The following is a 15,181-nucleotide window of genomic DNA, read 5'->3' as shown; positions in this document are numbered from 1 at the left end:
GGCATTATAAGGGGCGTCCCTGCCCCGCTCCAGCCGGCTTTGTTGCAGCGATTTGCTTTACACCTCCCACTGTTGTTGCTAGCATTTCAGAGGCTTGCTCAGCAAAGTCGCCTAACATAAAGAAATTTAAGGATTTTCTTTGTGATTGAGTTCTCCCTATTTGGATCGAAAGCGCGACAGCTCGCTGGGTTGGATATCTCTTCGTCATCAGTCAAGATGGTCGAGCTCTCCGGTAGTGAGAAGGATGGCTACCGGATTGAGCGTTACGTGATCGAAACCCTGCCCAGGGATGCCGTGGTGGACGGCAATGTGGCCAATCTGGATGCTGTCAGTGAAGGCGTGCGCCGGGCGCTGCGCCGCTTCGGGCCGGGAGTGCGCAACGTCGCCATGGCTTTGCCGGCGGCGTCGGTCATCACGAAGAAGATCATCCTTCCGGACGGTCTGCGCGAGCAGGAGATGGAGCTGCAGGTCGAGTCAGAGGCCAATCAATACATCCCCTTCGCGCTAGACGAGGTCAATCTCGATTTCCAGGTGATCGGCCAGGCCAACAGCGGCGCCGGAGAGGTCGAGGTGCTGATTGCGGCTTCTCGCAAAGACAAGGTGGAGGACAGGGTCGCGGTTGCCCAGGCTGCCGGGCTGAAGGCGACGGTGATCGACGTCGAGTCGCTGGCGATGGAGTCGGCATTCGATCTCGTCAGGCGCCAGCTCCCGGGTGGCGGGGCAGAAAAGGTCATCGCCCTGATCGATATCGGCGCCACAGTGATGAATGTGACGGTGCTGCGAAACGGGCAACCCGTCTACTCCCGCGAGCAGGCATTTGGCGGCGCCCTGCTTACTCAGGATGTTGCACGGCAGTACGGCATGAGTGTCGAGGAGGCTGAAACAGCCAAGCGCAGTGGCAGCCTCCCGGACGATTACGCGCGCGACCTGCTGCGACCCTTCATGGACAGCCTTGCCCTGGAGGTTTCCCGCGCGCTGCAGTTCTTCTTCACATCCACCCAGTACAACCAGGTCGATTACGTGGTGCTGGCCGGCGGTTGCGCCGTCATGCCTGGCTTGGCGGAGGTCGTCGGCGGCCGCACCCAGGTGGAAACCGTGATCGCCAATCCATTTGCCGGCATGACGCTCTCCTCCAAGTTGCGGCCCAAGAGCCTGGCTGCGGATGCGCCTTCGCTAATGGTTGCCTGCGGCCTGGCGCTGAGGAGGTTCGACGCATGATACGGATCAACCTGCTGCCTCACCGCGAGCAGCGGCGCAAGGAGCGGCGTCAGCAGTTCTACGTGGTTTCGGGGTTGATGATTCTGCTCGCGGCAGTCATCGCCCTGCTGGTGCATACCGTATATGCGGGCTACATCGAGCGGCAGGAGCGCAAGAACGATTTCTTCAAGGCGGAGATCGCCAAGCTGGATACCGAGATCGCGGAGATCCGGCGCTTGCGCGAGCAGATCGATGCCCTGCTTGCCCGTAAGCAGGTGATCGAATCCTTGCAGGGTGACAGGGCCCAGACCGTCCATCTGTTCAATGAACTGGCCCAGCGCATGCCGGACGGTGTGTATCTGAGGTCGGTCAAGCAGAACGGACAGCGCATCACGCTGACCGGTTATGCGCAATCCAATGCCCGGGTGTCCAACCTGATGCGGAATATCGAAGCTTCCCCGTATTTGGCGCAGCCCAGTCTTGTCGAGGTTAAGGCCGCCACGGTCAATAATCGTCAGGTCAGCGAGTTCTCCTTGAACATGAGTCTCAAGCGGCCGGAAGTGCAGGCTGGTGCTGCCGCGCCTCAAGGAGGGGCGAGATGAAAGGGGGCATCGATTTCAATCGGCTGGCCCAGGATTTCAAGGGGCTGGACCCCAATGATCCGGGGGTGTGGCCTCTGGCTCCCCGGATCGCGGTCTTCGTGCTGGTCTTCGTGCTGACGATTGCCGCTGCCTGGTGGTTCGACTGGAGCGATCAAGCCTCCTTGCTTGCGCAGCGCGAGGCCGAGGAGCAGCAACTCAGGCAGAGTTGGATCGCCAAGAAGCGCCAGGCGGTCAATCTCGATGAGCACAAGCGTCAACTGGCCGAGATCGACCGTCAGTTCGGCGCATTGCTGAAGCAGTTGCCGAATCGGGCGGAGATGGACTCTCTGCTGTCGGACATCAACCAGGCAGGGTTAGGCCGCGGGCTCCAATTCGAGCTGTTCAAACCCGGTAGTGATGTGGTGAAGGATTTCTACGCGGAAATGCCGATTGAGATCCGTGTCACCGGCGGCTACCACGACCTTGGGGAGTTTGCTGCCGATGTGGCCCGCATGCCGCGGATTGTTACCTTGAACAATATTGCGCTCGATGGCCAGCCAACCGGCAAGCTGAAGTTCGATGCTCGAGCGGTGACCTATCGCTACCTTGATGAAGACGAGTTGGCGCGCAAGCGTCAGGCTGAACAGGCCGCCAAGAAGGGGGGCCGGCGATGAGGTTTTTTTGGTGGACGCTTGCTGCGTTGTTGCTGACAGCCTGCTCCAATGATCAGGAAGACATCCAGGCGTGGATGAACGAGCAGGCGAAGACCATGCGGGGGGCGGTCAAGCCTCTGCCGGAAATCAAGCCTGCCGACCCGGTTGCCTATGCGGCGGGTGCAGTGGCGGAGCCATTCCGGCCAGATCGGCTGGATCCCGAGCGCCGGACCGGTGGCGGGGTGCGCCCGGACATGGACCGTCGCCGTGAGCCGCTCGAGGCCTATCCGCTGGAGTCGCTGCGCATGGTAGGTGTGTTGACCCAAGGGCGGAGCACCCAGGCTTTGGTGCAGGCGGATCGCAATCTGTATCAAGTTAAGGTGGGTAATTACATGGGGCAGAACTTCGGCGTGGTTACAGCTATTTCCGAGTCCGAAGTTACCCTTAGAGAGCTTGTTCAAGACGTTAATGGCGACTGGGTTGAACGAACCAGTTCGCTACTGCTGCAGGAGCAGCAGGGGGCCGGAAGATGAGAACCAGAATTGCAGTGCTGCTGACCGCCTTCATGGCGGCTTGTCTGCCCTCGGTGGCTGCCGTCGCGCAGGACGCTGTCGCGGGGGCGACCGCTTCGAACCGGATCGAAACCTTGGAGGTCGCCGAGCAGGGGGGCGGTCTGTACATTCGTCTGGGGTTGCAGCATCCGCTGGCGACCGTACCGGCCAGTTTCAGCGTCGCCAACCCGGCCCGCATCGTCTTTGACTTCCCTGCCACAGCCAATGGGCTGGGGCGGAATGTACAGGCCATCGAGCAGGGCGAGTTGCGTAGCGCCAATATTGTGCAGGCGGGTGATCGCACGCGCCTTGTACTCAATATGGTCAAGATGGCCCCCTACGAGGCGCGTGTCGACGGCCGTAATCTGGTGATTTCGCTGTCGCCTCTCGGGGCGCAGAACGCAGCGAACACCGTCACTGGGCAGGCTTTTGCGAACTTTGCGGATTCCCGCAGCGCTGCACCAGACCGGCAGAGCGTGCGCGACATCAATTTCCGCCGCGGCAAGGATGGGGAAGGCCGCGTGGTGGTCCAGCTTTCTAGTCCCGATACCGGCATAGACATTCGCCAGCAGGGTGGCAATCTGGTCGTGGATTTCCTCAAGACCTCCTTGCCGGAGCATCTGCGTCGCCGTGCGGATGTTACGGATTTCGCCACTCCGGTGACGTCCATGACGACCCAGCAGCAAGGCGACAACGTCCGCCTGACGGTGACGCCCAATGGCTTGTGGGAACACAACGCTTACCAGAGCGACAGCCAGTTCGTTCTTGAGGTCAAGCGGGTCGTGGAGGATCCGAACAAGCTTGTTCAGGGCTCCAGGGGGCAGTACCAGGGCGAAAAGCTGTCGCTGAACTTCCAGAACATCGACGTCCGCTCGGTGCTGCAGGTCATCGCCGACTTCACCAACTTCAACATCATCACCTCAGACTCGGTGCAGGGAAATCTGACCCTGCGGCTAAAGGACGTTCCGTGGGATCAGGCGCTGGACATCATCCTGCAGGCCAAGGGTCTGGACATGCGGAAGAACGGCAATGTGATCTGGATCGCGCCGGGCGAGGAACTGGCTACGCGCGAGAAGCTGCAACTCGAGGCCAAGGCGCAGATCGGAGATCTGGAGCCGCTGCAGACGGAGAGCTTCCAGATCAATTACCACAAGGCCAAGGAGATCTTCGATTTCCTGAAGAGCAAGGATCAAACGATGCTGTCCAAGCGGGGCACGGTGGTCGTCGATGATCGCAGCAACAAGCTCTTCGTGACCGACGTGGCCTCGCGGCTGCAGTCGCTGCGGCGGCTGGTGGGCGAGATCGACGTTGCGCCCCGGCAGGTGTTGATCGAGGCGCGCATCGTCGAGGCGAGCAAGGAATTTGCACGTGATCTGGGTGTGCGCCTCACCTATGGCGACAACTCTTCGAAGAGCCTGGGTAATGGCGCAAAGCTCGGCTTCGGCTCATCCGCAGTGGGGACGGGAACGAACACTTTCACGCCCGGTACTTCGACCAGCGGCGGCTCCACGGCGGTGGCGGATTTTGCGCGCTTGAACTTGAGCCTCTTCAATAGCTCGATGACGCGCTTCCTCAACCTGGAGTTGTCGGCCCTGGAGACGGATGGCCGCGGCCGGGTGGTTTCCAGCCCGCGGGTGCTGACTGCGAACCAGGTGGAGGCCACCATAGAGCAGGGTACTGAGGTTCCCTATCAGGAGGCGAGCAGCTCTGGCGCCACCAGCGTTTCCTTCAAGAAGGCGGTGCTGTCATTGAAGGTGAAGCCGCAGATCACGCCCGATGGCCGAGTGCAATTGCAGGTACTGGTAAACAAGGACCAGCCCCAGTTCCTCTCCGGCTACGACATCCCGGCCATCAATACCAAGAACATCAAGAGCGAAGTGTTGGTGGAGAACGGTGGAACGGTCGTGATTGGCGGTATCTATGAGGAAGAGGAGACCACCAACGTCCAGCGCGTGCCCGTGCTCGGGGAGCTGCCGGTGGTCGGCGCGCTTTTCCGCACCAATTCGAGGGTTGCGAACCGCAGCGAGCTGCTGGTTTTCATCACTCCGCGCATTGTCAGCGACGCCTTGACGCTGCGTTAAGCTCATCCGTCGCTGCTACAATTCAAGGGCGGTTGCTCCTGCAGGGGCTGCCGCCCTTGGTTTTTAACGGATGGCCATCGGGTTTCATGTGACTTGCTTGATACTGATCGGCATGATGGGCGCCGGCAAGACCACCATCGGACGGGAGCTGGCGAAGCGGCGTGGCGTGCGCTTCGTAGACTGCGACCACGAGATCATCGCCCGCACCGGCGTGACCATACCCACGATATTCGAGATCGAAGGTGAAGCCGGTTTCCGCCGCCGTGAAACCCAGGTGATAGACGAATTGACCCGAGAAGCCGACATCATCATCGCTACCGGCGGTGGTGCGGTGCTGGATGAGAAGAACCGCGAGATGCTCATGCAGCGCGGGATCGTCGTCTATCTGAATGTTGCTCCGCAGATACTGTGGGAGCGTACCCGCAACGATCGCAATCGTCCGCTGCTGAACGTGGAGAATCCTCGAGCGCGCATCGAGGAGCTATACGCGATCCGCGACCCGCTTTATCGCCAGGTGGCTGACATCGTCGTAGACGGCGGCCGCTGCAATCCGAATTCCATGGTGCGCCAGATCGAGAAGGCGTTGCCGACGCTTCGTAAAACGATATGCATACACTGAATGTGGCGCTCGGCGAGCGTAGTTATCCGATTCATATCGGCCGTGGCCTGCTTGAGCGTGTCCGGCTGATCCTGCCTCATCTGAAGACGCCGCGGGTTGCCATCGTCACCAACGATGTCGTGGGGCCGCTCTACTTGGGCAAGCTTCGCGATGCGCTGGAGGCGCAGGGGATACGCGTTTGCCAGGTAGTCCTGCCGGATGGCGAGGCGAACAAGGACTGGCCGACGCTGAACCTGGTGTTCGACATGCTGCTGGAGCAGCGTTGCGAGCGCTCAACCACCCTGATCGCACTTGGCGGCGGTGTAGTGGGCGACATGGGCGGCTTTGCCGCTGCTTGTTACCAGCGCGGGATGCCCTTCGTACAGATTCCGACGACGCTCTTGTCCCAGGTCGATTCCTCGGTGGGCGGGAAGACTGCGATCAATCACCCGCGTGGCAAGAACATGATCGGCGCCTTTTACCAGCCCCGGCTGGTGCTGGCGGATACCGACGTATTGAGCACCCTGCCTCCGCGGGAATTGACCGCTGGCCTCGCGGAGGTCATCAAGTACGGTCTGATTCGTGATCCGGGCTTCTTCGAGTGGCTGGAAAGCAACATAGAACGCGTGCTGATGCGTGAGCCGGAAGCGCTGGCTTTCGCGATCGAGCGTTCCTGCGCCAACAAGGCGGAAGTGGTGGCGGCGGACGAGACCGAACAGGGGGAACGGGCGCTGCTCAATCTTGGCCACACATTCGGCCACGCCATAGAGACCGGGCTGGGGTACGGCGAGTGGTTGCACGGGGAGGCGATAGCAGCGGGTACCATGATGGCCGCTGAGTTGTCGCGACGGTTGGGTTGGTTGACTGACGCCGACATCGCGAGAATCGAGGGGCTTTTCATTCGTGCGGGGTTGCCGACTGTGGGGCCGCGGTTGGGCGTGGAGCGCTACCTGGAGTTGATGTCGCACGACAAGAAGGTGGAGGCGGGGCGCCTGCGTCTGGTCCTGCTCAAGGCAGTGGGGGCTGCGGTGGTTCATGGAGAGGCAGCCCAAGCTGACATCGCGGCAGCCATCGAGGGGCGCTGCCGATGAGCGCCGAGGGCCTTGCCACCTATGCGGTGACCGAGGCCAATTCCCGCGGCCGGGCCCATGCTGAGCCGCCACCCGCAGCGCGAGGGGCTTTCCAGCGCGATCGGGATCGCATCATCCACTGCACCGCATTTCGCCGGCTCGAGTACAAGACGCAGGTCTTCGTGAATCACGAAGGCGACCTGTTTCGGACCCGGCTGACTCATAGCATCGAGGTTGCTCAACTCACCCGCAGCCTGGCGCGTGCGCTGAGGTTGAACGAGGATCTGGCGGAGGCAATCGCGCTGGCCCACGACCTGGGACACACTCCCTTCGGGCACGCGGGGCAGGATGCACTCAATGCCTGCATGAAGGCGTATGGCGGTTTCGAGCACAATCTGCAGTCCTTGCGTACGGTCGATCTGCTGGAGGAGCGCTACGCCGCCTTCGAGGGGCTCAACCTGACGTACGAGACGCGGGAGGGCATTCTCAAGCACTGCTCCAGGCCGAATGCAGAGTTGCTCGGCGAGCTGGGGCGGCGCTTCCTCGACGGCACGCAGCCCTCGATCGAGGCCCAGCTGGCCAATCTGGCCGACGAAATCGCCTACAACAATCATGATGTGGACGACGGGCTGCGCTCAGGCCTGATTACGCTGGAGCAACTGGGCGAGGTGGACGTCTTCGCCGAGCAGCGCCGGGCAGTGGAGGCGGAGTGGCCGGGTCTGAATGGCCGCAAGCTGATCTACGAAACCATCCGGCGGATGATCAACGCGATGGCCTTGGACCTGATCGAGCAGACCCGCGCCAATATCGCCGGCGCGCGTGTGGAAACGCTGGACGATGTCCGCACTGCAGGGCGGCTCGTTGCCTACTCCGAAGGTCTCAAGCCCAGGCTGCAGGGTTTGAAGGTCTTTCTTCGCGAGCAGCTCTACTGGCATTACCAGGTGTTGCGAATGACCGATAAGGCCAAACGCATCATCAGTGATCTCTTCGAGGCCTTCATGGCGGATGCGCGCCTGTTGCCGCCGCAGTATCAGGAGCGCGCCCGTATCGACAAACCGCGTGCCATTGCCGACTACATCGCGGGCATGACCGACCGTTACGCGATGAAGGAGCATCGCCGGCTGTTCGCCGTCGGCGAAATCTACTGAGCGCCGTGTGCCGAATTTTCTGCTGCCTGGAGGTCTTGCGGCGGCGCAAAAACTGCTTGAGTCACGGGTTTTGCACGGGTATATTCGTCAATCCGCCTGAAGTGTTCGTAGCGACCCCTCGCCCTGTGCCCCGGTCGCGTAGAGCCGGTGTGCCTTGCGCCCGGCTTTTTTGATGTCCGCACGTTTCATAGCGTGCGGGTTTGGAGAGCGTGCGGCGCCTTGCGCCGTGCCGCCCGAACCGCGCCGGTTCCAGTCCGGCGAACGTGTTGTTTCGAGGAAGAACGAGATGGATCTCCCCCAGAAGCAGGGTCTTTACGACCCGGCCAACGAGCACGATGCCTGTGGCGTGGGCTTCATTGCCCACATCAAGGGTAATAAGACCCATGACATAGTTCTGCAGGGCCTGGAGATCCTGAAAAACCTGGATCACCGCGGCGCCGTTGGCGCCGATCCGCTGCAGGGCGATGGTGCCGGCATCCTGATCCAGATCCCCGACGCGCTCTACCGCGAAGAGATGGCCGCGCAAGGCATTGCTTTGCCTTCGCCTGGGAACTATGGCGTTGGCATGGTCTTCATGCCCAAGGAGCAAGCTTCCCGCCTGGCCTGTGAAGAGGAAATGGAGCGGGCCGCCCGCGCTGAGGGCCTGCAAGTGCTGGGCTGGCGCGATGTGCCGGTGAACCGTGACATGCCGATGTCGCCGGCGGTGAAGGCCACCGAGCCGGTGATCCGCCAGTTCTTCGTCGGCCGTGGCGCCGACATCATGGTCACCGAGGCGCTGGAGCGTAAGCTATACGTCGCCCGCCGTCGTGCCGCCAACGCCATCAACGCGCTGCAGTTGAAGCATGGCAAGGAGTTCTACGTGGTGTCGATGTCGGCACGCACGGTGAACTACAAGGGCCTGCTGCTCGCCACCCAAGTGGGTGAGTACTACCTCGACCTGGTCGATCCGCGCGCGATCTCCGCGCTGGCGCTGGTGCACCAGCGTTTCTCGACCAACACTTTCCCGAAGTGGAACCTGTCGCACCCCTTCCGTTACATCGCCCACAACGGCGAGATCAACACGGTGCGCGGCAACTACAACTGGATGCGGGCCCGTGAGAGGGGCGTGCATTCGCCGCTGTTGGGCGACGATCTGCAGAAGATCTGGCCGCTGATTTACCCTGGCCAGTCCGACTCCGCGGCCTTCGACAACGCGCTCGAACTGCTGGTGATGAGCGGCTATTCCATGGCCCACGCGGTGATGATGATGATCCCCGAGGCGTGGGAGTCCCACGCCCAGATGGACGAGAAGCGCCGCGCCTTTTACGAATACCACGCCGCCATGATGGAGCCGTGGGATGGGCCGGCTGCGGTGGCCTTCACCGACGGCCGCCAGATCGGCGCCACGCTGGACCGTAACGGCCTGCGCCCGGCGCGTTACCTGGTTACCGACGACGATTATGTCGTCATGGCTTCCGAGTCCGGCGTGCTGCCCATCCCCGACAGCAAGATCGTCAAGAAGTGGCGCCTGCAGCCGGGCAAGATGTTCCTGATCGACATGGAACAGGGCCGCATCATCGACGACAAGGAGATCAAGGACAGCCTGGCTTCGGTCAAGCCGTATACCGACTGGCTCTCCCGCATCAACATCAAGCTCGATGGCCTGGACGCCCCGGCCGATGCCGCCGCGCCGGAATGCGCCGCCTCCCTGCTCGACCGCCAGCAGGCCTTCGGCTACACCCAGGAAGACATCAAGTTCATCCTGGAGCCGATGGGCAAGGCCGGGGAAGAGAGCACCGGCTCCATGGGCAACGACTCGCCGCTGGCGGTGCTGTCGTCCAAGGAGAAGCCGCTCTACAACTACTTCCGCCAGCTCTTCGCGCAGGTCACCAACCCGCCGATCGATCCGATCCGCGAGCAACTGGTGATGTCGCTGGTGTCCTTCATCGGCCCGAAGCCCAACCTGCTCGAGATCAACGAGATCAACCCGCCGTTCCGCCTCGAAGTCACCCAGCCGGTGCTGGACTTCTGCGACATGGCGAAGATCCGCAACATCGCCCGCTACACCAAGAACAAGTTCCGCTCCGCCGAACTGGACATCTGCTACCCGGCCGCCTGGGGCAAGGAAGGTGTGGAAGCGCGCCTGGCCTCGCTGTGCGCCGAAGCCGAAGACGCGGTGCAGCAGGGCTACAGCATCCTGGTCGTGTCCGACCGCAAGGTGGACGAGAACAACGTCGCCATCCCGGCGCTGCTCGCTACCTCTGCCATCCACCAGCACCTGGTGGCCAAGGGCCTGCGTACCCGCGCCGGCCTGGTGGTCGAGACCGGCACTGCGCGTGAGACGCATCACTTCGCCGTGCTCGCCGGCTACGGCGCCGAGGCGGTGCATCCCTACCTCGCGTTGGAAACCCTGCAACAGCTGGCCGGGGATACCGAGGCGGGCGAGAAGTACGTCAAGCACTTCGTCAAGGGCGTGGGCAAGGGCCTGATGAAGGTGATGTCCAAGATGGGCATTTCCACCTATATGTCCTACACCGGTGCGCAGATCTTCGAAGCGGTCGGCCTGCAGCAGTCCTTCGTGGACAAGTACTTCACCGGCACCACCAGCCAGGTCGAAGGCATCAGCGTGTTCGAGGTGATGGAAGAGACCCTCCTCCTGCACAAGAAGGCCTTCAGCCCCGACCCGGTGCTGGCCAACATGCTGGATGCCGGCGGCGAGTACGCCTTCCGTATCCGCGGCGAAGAGCACATGTGGACTCCGGACGCGATCGCCAAGCTGCAACACTCCACCCGCTCCGGCAAGTACGACACCTACAAGGAATACGCCCGCATCATCAACGACCAGAGCAAGCGCCACATGACGCTGCGCGGCCTGTTCGAGATCAAGCCGGCGGGTCCCCCGGTGCCGCTGGACGAAGTCGAGTCGGCCAAGGACATCGTCAAGCGCTTCGCTACTGGCGCGATGTCGCTCGGCTCCATCTCCACCGAAGCCCACACGACGCTGGCAGTGGCGATGAACCGCATCGGCGGCAAGTCGAACACCGGCGAGGGCGGCGAGGATCCGATGCGCTTCAAGCCGATCACCAAGGCGATGAAGCTATCGCAGATCATCGGCGAGAACCGGGTCGAGCGCGACATCGAGCTGTCCGCGGGCGACTCCCTGCGCTCCTCGATCAAGCAGGTCGCCTCCGGCCGCTTCGGTGTCACCGCCGAGTACCTGGTCAATGCCGACCAGATCCAGATCAAGATGGCCCAGGGGGCCAAGCCTGGCGAAGGCGGCCAGCTGCCCGGCCACAAGGTGTCCGAGTACATCGGCTTCCTGCGCCACTCGGTGCCGGGTGTCGGCCTGATCTCGCCGCCGCCGCACCATGACATCTACTCCATCGAGGATCTGGCGCAGCTGATCCACGATCTGAAGAACGCCAATCCGAAAGCCGACATCTCGGTCAAGCTGGTGTCCGAGATCGGCGTCGGCACGGTGGCCGCGGGCGTGGCCAAGGCCAAGGCCGACCACATCGTGGTTGCAGGCCATGACGGTGGCACTGGCGCTTCGCCGTGGTCGTCGATCAAGCACGCCGGTTCGCCGTGGGAACTGGGCCTCGCCGAGACCCAGCAGACCCTGGTGCTGAACCGCCTGCGCAGCCGCATCCGCCTGCAGGTGGATGGTCAGATCAAGACCGGCCGCGACGTCGTCGTCGGCGCGCTGCTGGGCGCGGACGAGTTCGGCTTCGCCACTGCGCCGCTGGTCGTCGAAGGCTGCATCATGATGCGCAAGTGCCACCTCAACACGTGTCCGGTCGGCGTCGCCACCCAGGACCCGGTGCTGCGCAAGCGCTTCTCCGGCCAGCCGGAGCATGTTGTCAACTTCTTCTTCTTCATCGCAGAGGAAGTGCGCGAGCTGATGGCCCAGCTGGGCATCCGCAAGTTCGACGACCTCATCGGCCGTGCCGACCTGCTGGACATGAAGAAAGGCATCGAGCACTGGAAGGCCCGGGGTCTGGACTACGCCCGCATCTTCTACCGCCCGAACGTGCCGGCCAACGTGCCGCGCCTGCACACCGAGTTCCAGGACCACGGCCTGGAGAAGGCGCTGGACAACCAGCTCATCGAACTGGCCAAGCCAGCGCTGGAGAAGGGCGAGAAGGTGAACATCGACCTGCCGGTGCGTAACATCAACCGTACCGTCGGCACCATGCTGTCCGGCGCGGTCGCCACCCGCTACGGTCACGCCGGTCTGCCGGCCGACACCATCCACGTCAAGCTGACCGGCACCGCCGGCCAGGCCTTCGGCGCCTTCGTCGCCCGCGGCGTGACGCTGGAACTGGTCGGTGAAGGCAACGACTATGTCGGCAAGGGGCTGTCCGGCGGCCGCATCATCGTCCGGCCGAAGAGCGAGTTCCGCGGCAACACCGTCGACAACATCATCGTCGGCAACACCGTGCTCTACGGCGCCACCGAAGGCGAGGTCTACTTCGCCGGCGTCGGCGGCGAGCGTTTCGCGGTGCGCAACTCCGGCGCCACCGCAGTGGTGGAAGGCGTGGGCGACCACGGCTGCGAGTACATGACCGGCGGCACCGTGGTCGTGCTCGGCCAGACCGGCCGCAATTTCGCCGCCGGCATGTCGGGGGGCGTGGCCTACGTGCTGGACGAGGACGGCAGCTTCTCCGGCCGTTGCAACCTTGCCCAGGTTGCCCTCGAGCCGCTGCCCGAGGAGATCGAAGCCCGCAAGGGTTCCGAATCCGGCGACGAGCTCGAAACCCACGGCCAGGTGGACATCAACCACCTGGAGATGGGCGACGAACTCATCCTCAAGGGCCTGATCGAGCGCCATGCCCGCTTCACCGGCAGCCCGCGCGCGCGCCAGATCCTGGACAACTGGAGTGCCTGGCGGACCAAGTTCGTCAAGGTGATGCCGCACGAATACCGTCGCGCGCTGGCCGAGATGGCCGAGCAGCGCCAGCAGCAACTGGAGGCCGCGTAAGAATATGGGCAAGCCCACAGGTTTTCTCGAACACCAGCGTCTGTCCGAGGCCTATGCCTCGGTCGACGAGCGCCTGAAGTCCTACAAGGAGTTCGTGCTCCGCCTGGATGACGCGCAGGCTGCGGTTCAGGGCGCGCGCTGCATGGACTGCGGCATCCCGTTCTGCAACAACGGCTGCCCGGTGAACAACATCATTCCGGACTGGAACGACCTGGTGTATCGCGGCAACTGGCGCGAAGCCATCGAGGTGCTGCATTCCACCAACAACTTCCCGGAGTTCACCGGCCGCATCTGTCCGGCGCCCTGTGAGGCGGCGTGCACGCTGAACATCAACTCCGACCCGGTTGGCATCAAGTCGATCGAGCACGCCATCATCGACAAGGCGTGGGAAGAAGGCTGGGTCAAGCCGCAGCCGGCCGCCGTCAAGACGGGCAAGAAGGTCGCGGTGGTCGGCTCCGGCCCGGCCGGCCTGGCCGCTGCCCAGCAACTGGCGCGCGCCGGTCATGACGTGACCGTGTTCGAGAAGAACGACCGCGTCGGCGGCCTGCTGCGCTACGGCATTCCCGACTTCAAGATGGAGAAGGGCCTGATCGACCGCCGCGCCGAGCAGATGAAGGCAGAGGGCGTGGTGTTCCGCACCGGCGTGCTGGTCGGCACCAAGGAAATGCCTGCCGGCATCTTCAACGACGCCAAGGAAGTCATCTCCGCCGACGATCTGAAGAAGGAATTCGACGCGGTGGTGCTGGCCGGCGGTTCCGAAGTGCCGCGCGACCTGCCGGTGCCGGGCCGCGACCTGGCCGGCGTGCATTTCGCGCTGGAGTTCCTGATTCCGCAGAACAAGGAAGTGGCGGGCGACCGTCCGAACCCCATCTCCGCCAAGGGCAAGCATGTGGTGGTGATCGGCGGTGGCGACACCGGTTCCGACTGCGTTGGCACCTCCAACCGCCATGGCGCGGCCTCGGTGACCCAGTTCGAGTTGATGCCGATGCCGCCGGAGCAGGAGAACAAGCCGCTGACCTGGCCGTACTGGCCGACTAAGCTGCGCACCTCCAGCTCCCACGAGGAAGGCTGCGAGCGCGACTTCGCCGTCGCCACCAAGGAATTCATCGGCGAGAACGGCAAGGTGACCGCGTTGAAGGCTGTCCGCCTGGAGTGGAAGGACGGCAAGATGAGCGAGGTGCCGGGTTCCGAGTTCGAGATCAAGGCCGATTTGGTGTTCTTCGCCATGGGCTTCACCAATCCGGTGGGCGGCGTGCTGGATGCCTTCGGTGTCGCCAAGGATGCGCGTGGCAACGCCAAGGCCACAACCGACGGCGCCGGCTGCTACGCCACCAGCGTGGACAAGGTGTTCGCCGCCGGCGATGTGCGCCGGGGCCAGTCGCTGGTGGTGTGGGCGATCCGGGAAGGCCGCCAGTGCGCCCGCGCGGTGGACGAGTTCCTGATGGGCGAGAGCGTACTGCCGCGCTGAGCGGGGCAGGTTTCGTCGCCGGCATCAGGCAAGGGAAGGCGGCCGCAAGGTCGCCTTCTTGTTTTTGAGGCGCGAAAGCGCTGCAGCGGGAGCAGATGGCTTGGAACTGGGTGTCAGCGGCTGGATCGTCACCATCATCGCCATCCTGCTCACCGGCATCTCCAAGTCCGGACTGGGTGGCGCGCTGGGCGGGCTGGCGGTGCCTTTCATGTCGATGTGGATCTCGCCCCACGATGCGGTGGCGGTGGTGCTGCCCATCCTCATCGCCATGGATCTGTTCGGCATCCGCGCCTGGCGTGGCAAGGCGGATTGGGCCGAGCTGCGGGTGCTGATTCCTGCGGCGGTGCTGGGCATCCTGCTCGGCACGCTGGCCTTCGGCGTGATGTCGGAGCGCATGGTCAAGGGCGCGCTGGGCCTGATCGCGGTGGCGTTCGCGCTGGATCGCCTGCTGCGGCGGCCTGGGGTGGCGGTAGCTGCCGATGGCCGTCCGGGTGCCTGGGCATGGCTGTGCGGTGCCGGCGCAGGCTTCACCAGCACGCTGTCCCACGCTGGCGGCCCGCCGCTGCTGATCTACCTGCTGGGGCGCAAGTTGCCGCGCGAAGTCTTCGTCGCCACCTCGGTGTTCTTCTTTGCCGTCATCAACCTGGCAAAGCTGCCGTTTTACATCGGCCTGGGGCTGTTCTCCCGCGAAAGCCTGCTGATGTCCGCCATCCTGCTGCCGCTGGTGCCGATAGGCGTGCGGCTGGGCATGGCGCTGCTGGCGCGGATCCCGGAGCGCCCCTTCTACCTGTTCGCCACCGCGATGCTGGGCCTGTCCGGGCTCAAGCTGCTGTGGGACGCGCTGGTGGGCTAGAAGAGGCTTCCACCAGGGGGC

At 63.4% G+C, this 15,181-nt stretch carries 11 protein-coding genes; all 11 read left to right on the top strand.

Features of this window, described 5'->3' with window-relative positions:
* Positions 1 to 141: 141 nt before the first annotated feature.
* Positions 142 to 1,218, top strand: coding sequence for a pilus assembly protein PilM (locus GRF61_RS14195; RefSeq protein ID WP_169151289.1), 1,077 nt, complete (start codon positions 142 to 144; stop codon positions 1,216 to 1,218).
* Entirely contained in the window at positions 1,215 to 1,799 is a 585-nt protein-coding gene (locus tag GRF61_RS14190) for a PilN domain-containing protein (RefSeq protein WP_169151288.1), read from the top strand. Before GRF61_RS14195 ends, GRF61_RS14190 begins: the two co-directional genes overlap by 4 nt.
* Positions 1,796 to 2,452, top strand: coding sequence for a type 4a pilus biogenesis protein PilO (locus GRF61_RS14185; protein ID WP_169151287.1), 657 nt, complete (start codon positions 1,796 to 1,798; stop codon positions 2,450 to 2,452). The genes GRF61_RS14190 and GRF61_RS14185 overlap by 4 nt, the downstream gene beginning before the upstream one ends.
* Complete coding sequence (locus GRF61_RS14180) at positions 2,449 to 2,964, top strand: pilus assembly protein PilP (RefSeq protein WP_169151286.1); 516 nt, start codon at positions 2,449 to 2,451, stop codon at positions 2,962 to 2,964. Before GRF61_RS14185 ends, GRF61_RS14180 begins: the two co-directional genes overlap by 4 nt.
* Positions 2,961 to 5,063, top strand: coding sequence for a type IV pilus secretin PilQ (pilQ, locus tag GRF61_RS14175; RefSeq protein WP_169151285.1), 2,103 nt, complete (start codon positions 2,961 to 2,963; stop codon positions 5,061 to 5,063). Before GRF61_RS14180 ends, pilQ begins: the two co-directional genes overlap by 4 nt.
* Positions 5,064 to 5,151: 88 nt before the next feature.
* Positions 5,152 to 5,682 (top strand): shikimate kinase, encoded by a 531-nt coding sequence (locus GRF61_RS14170; RefSeq protein WP_169151291.1) that lies wholly within the window; start codon positions 5,152 to 5,154, stop codon positions 5,680 to 5,682.
* Positions 5,670 to 6,752, top strand: a complete 1,083-nt coding sequence (aroB, locus tag GRF61_RS14165; protein WP_169151284.1) for a 3-dehydroquinate synthase — start codon at positions 5,670 to 5,672, stop codon at positions 6,750 to 6,752. Before GRF61_RS14170 ends, aroB begins: the two co-directional genes overlap by 13 nt.
* Positions 6,749 to 7,879, top strand: coding sequence for a deoxyguanosinetriphosphate triphosphohydrolase (locus GRF61_RS14160; protein ID WP_169151283.1), 1,131 nt, complete (start codon positions 6,749 to 6,751; stop codon positions 7,877 to 7,879). The genes aroB and GRF61_RS14160 overlap by 4 nt, the downstream gene beginning before the upstream one ends.
* 286 nt (positions 7,880 to 8,165) lie before the next feature.
* Positions 8,166 to 12,839: a glutamate synthase-related protein gene (locus GRF61_RS14155; protein WP_169151282.1), complete on the top strand. Its 4,674-nt coding sequence runs from the start codon at positions 8,166 to 8,168 to the stop codon at positions 12,837 to 12,839.
* A 4-nt stretch (positions 12,840 to 12,843) separates the two neighbouring features.
* Positions 12,844 to 14,307, top strand: coding sequence for a glutamate synthase subunit beta (locus GRF61_RS14150; RefSeq protein ID WP_169151281.1), 1,464 nt, complete (start codon positions 12,844 to 12,846; stop codon positions 14,305 to 14,307).
* Positions 14,308 to 14,407: 100 nt separating this feature from the next.
* Positions 14,408 to 15,160, top strand: a complete 753-nt coding sequence (locus GRF61_RS14145; RefSeq protein WP_169151280.1) for a sulfite exporter TauE/SafE family protein — start codon at positions 14,408 to 14,410, stop codon at positions 15,158 to 15,160.
* Positions 15,161 to 15,181: the final 21 nt, after the last annotated feature.

This window comes from Azoarcus sp. TTM-91, from assembly GCF_012911025.1.
GTDB lineage: Bacteria > Pseudomonadota > Gammaproteobacteria > Burkholderiales > Rhodocyclaceae > Azoarcus.
This window is presented reverse-complemented; position numbering and strand designations above follow the sequence as displayed.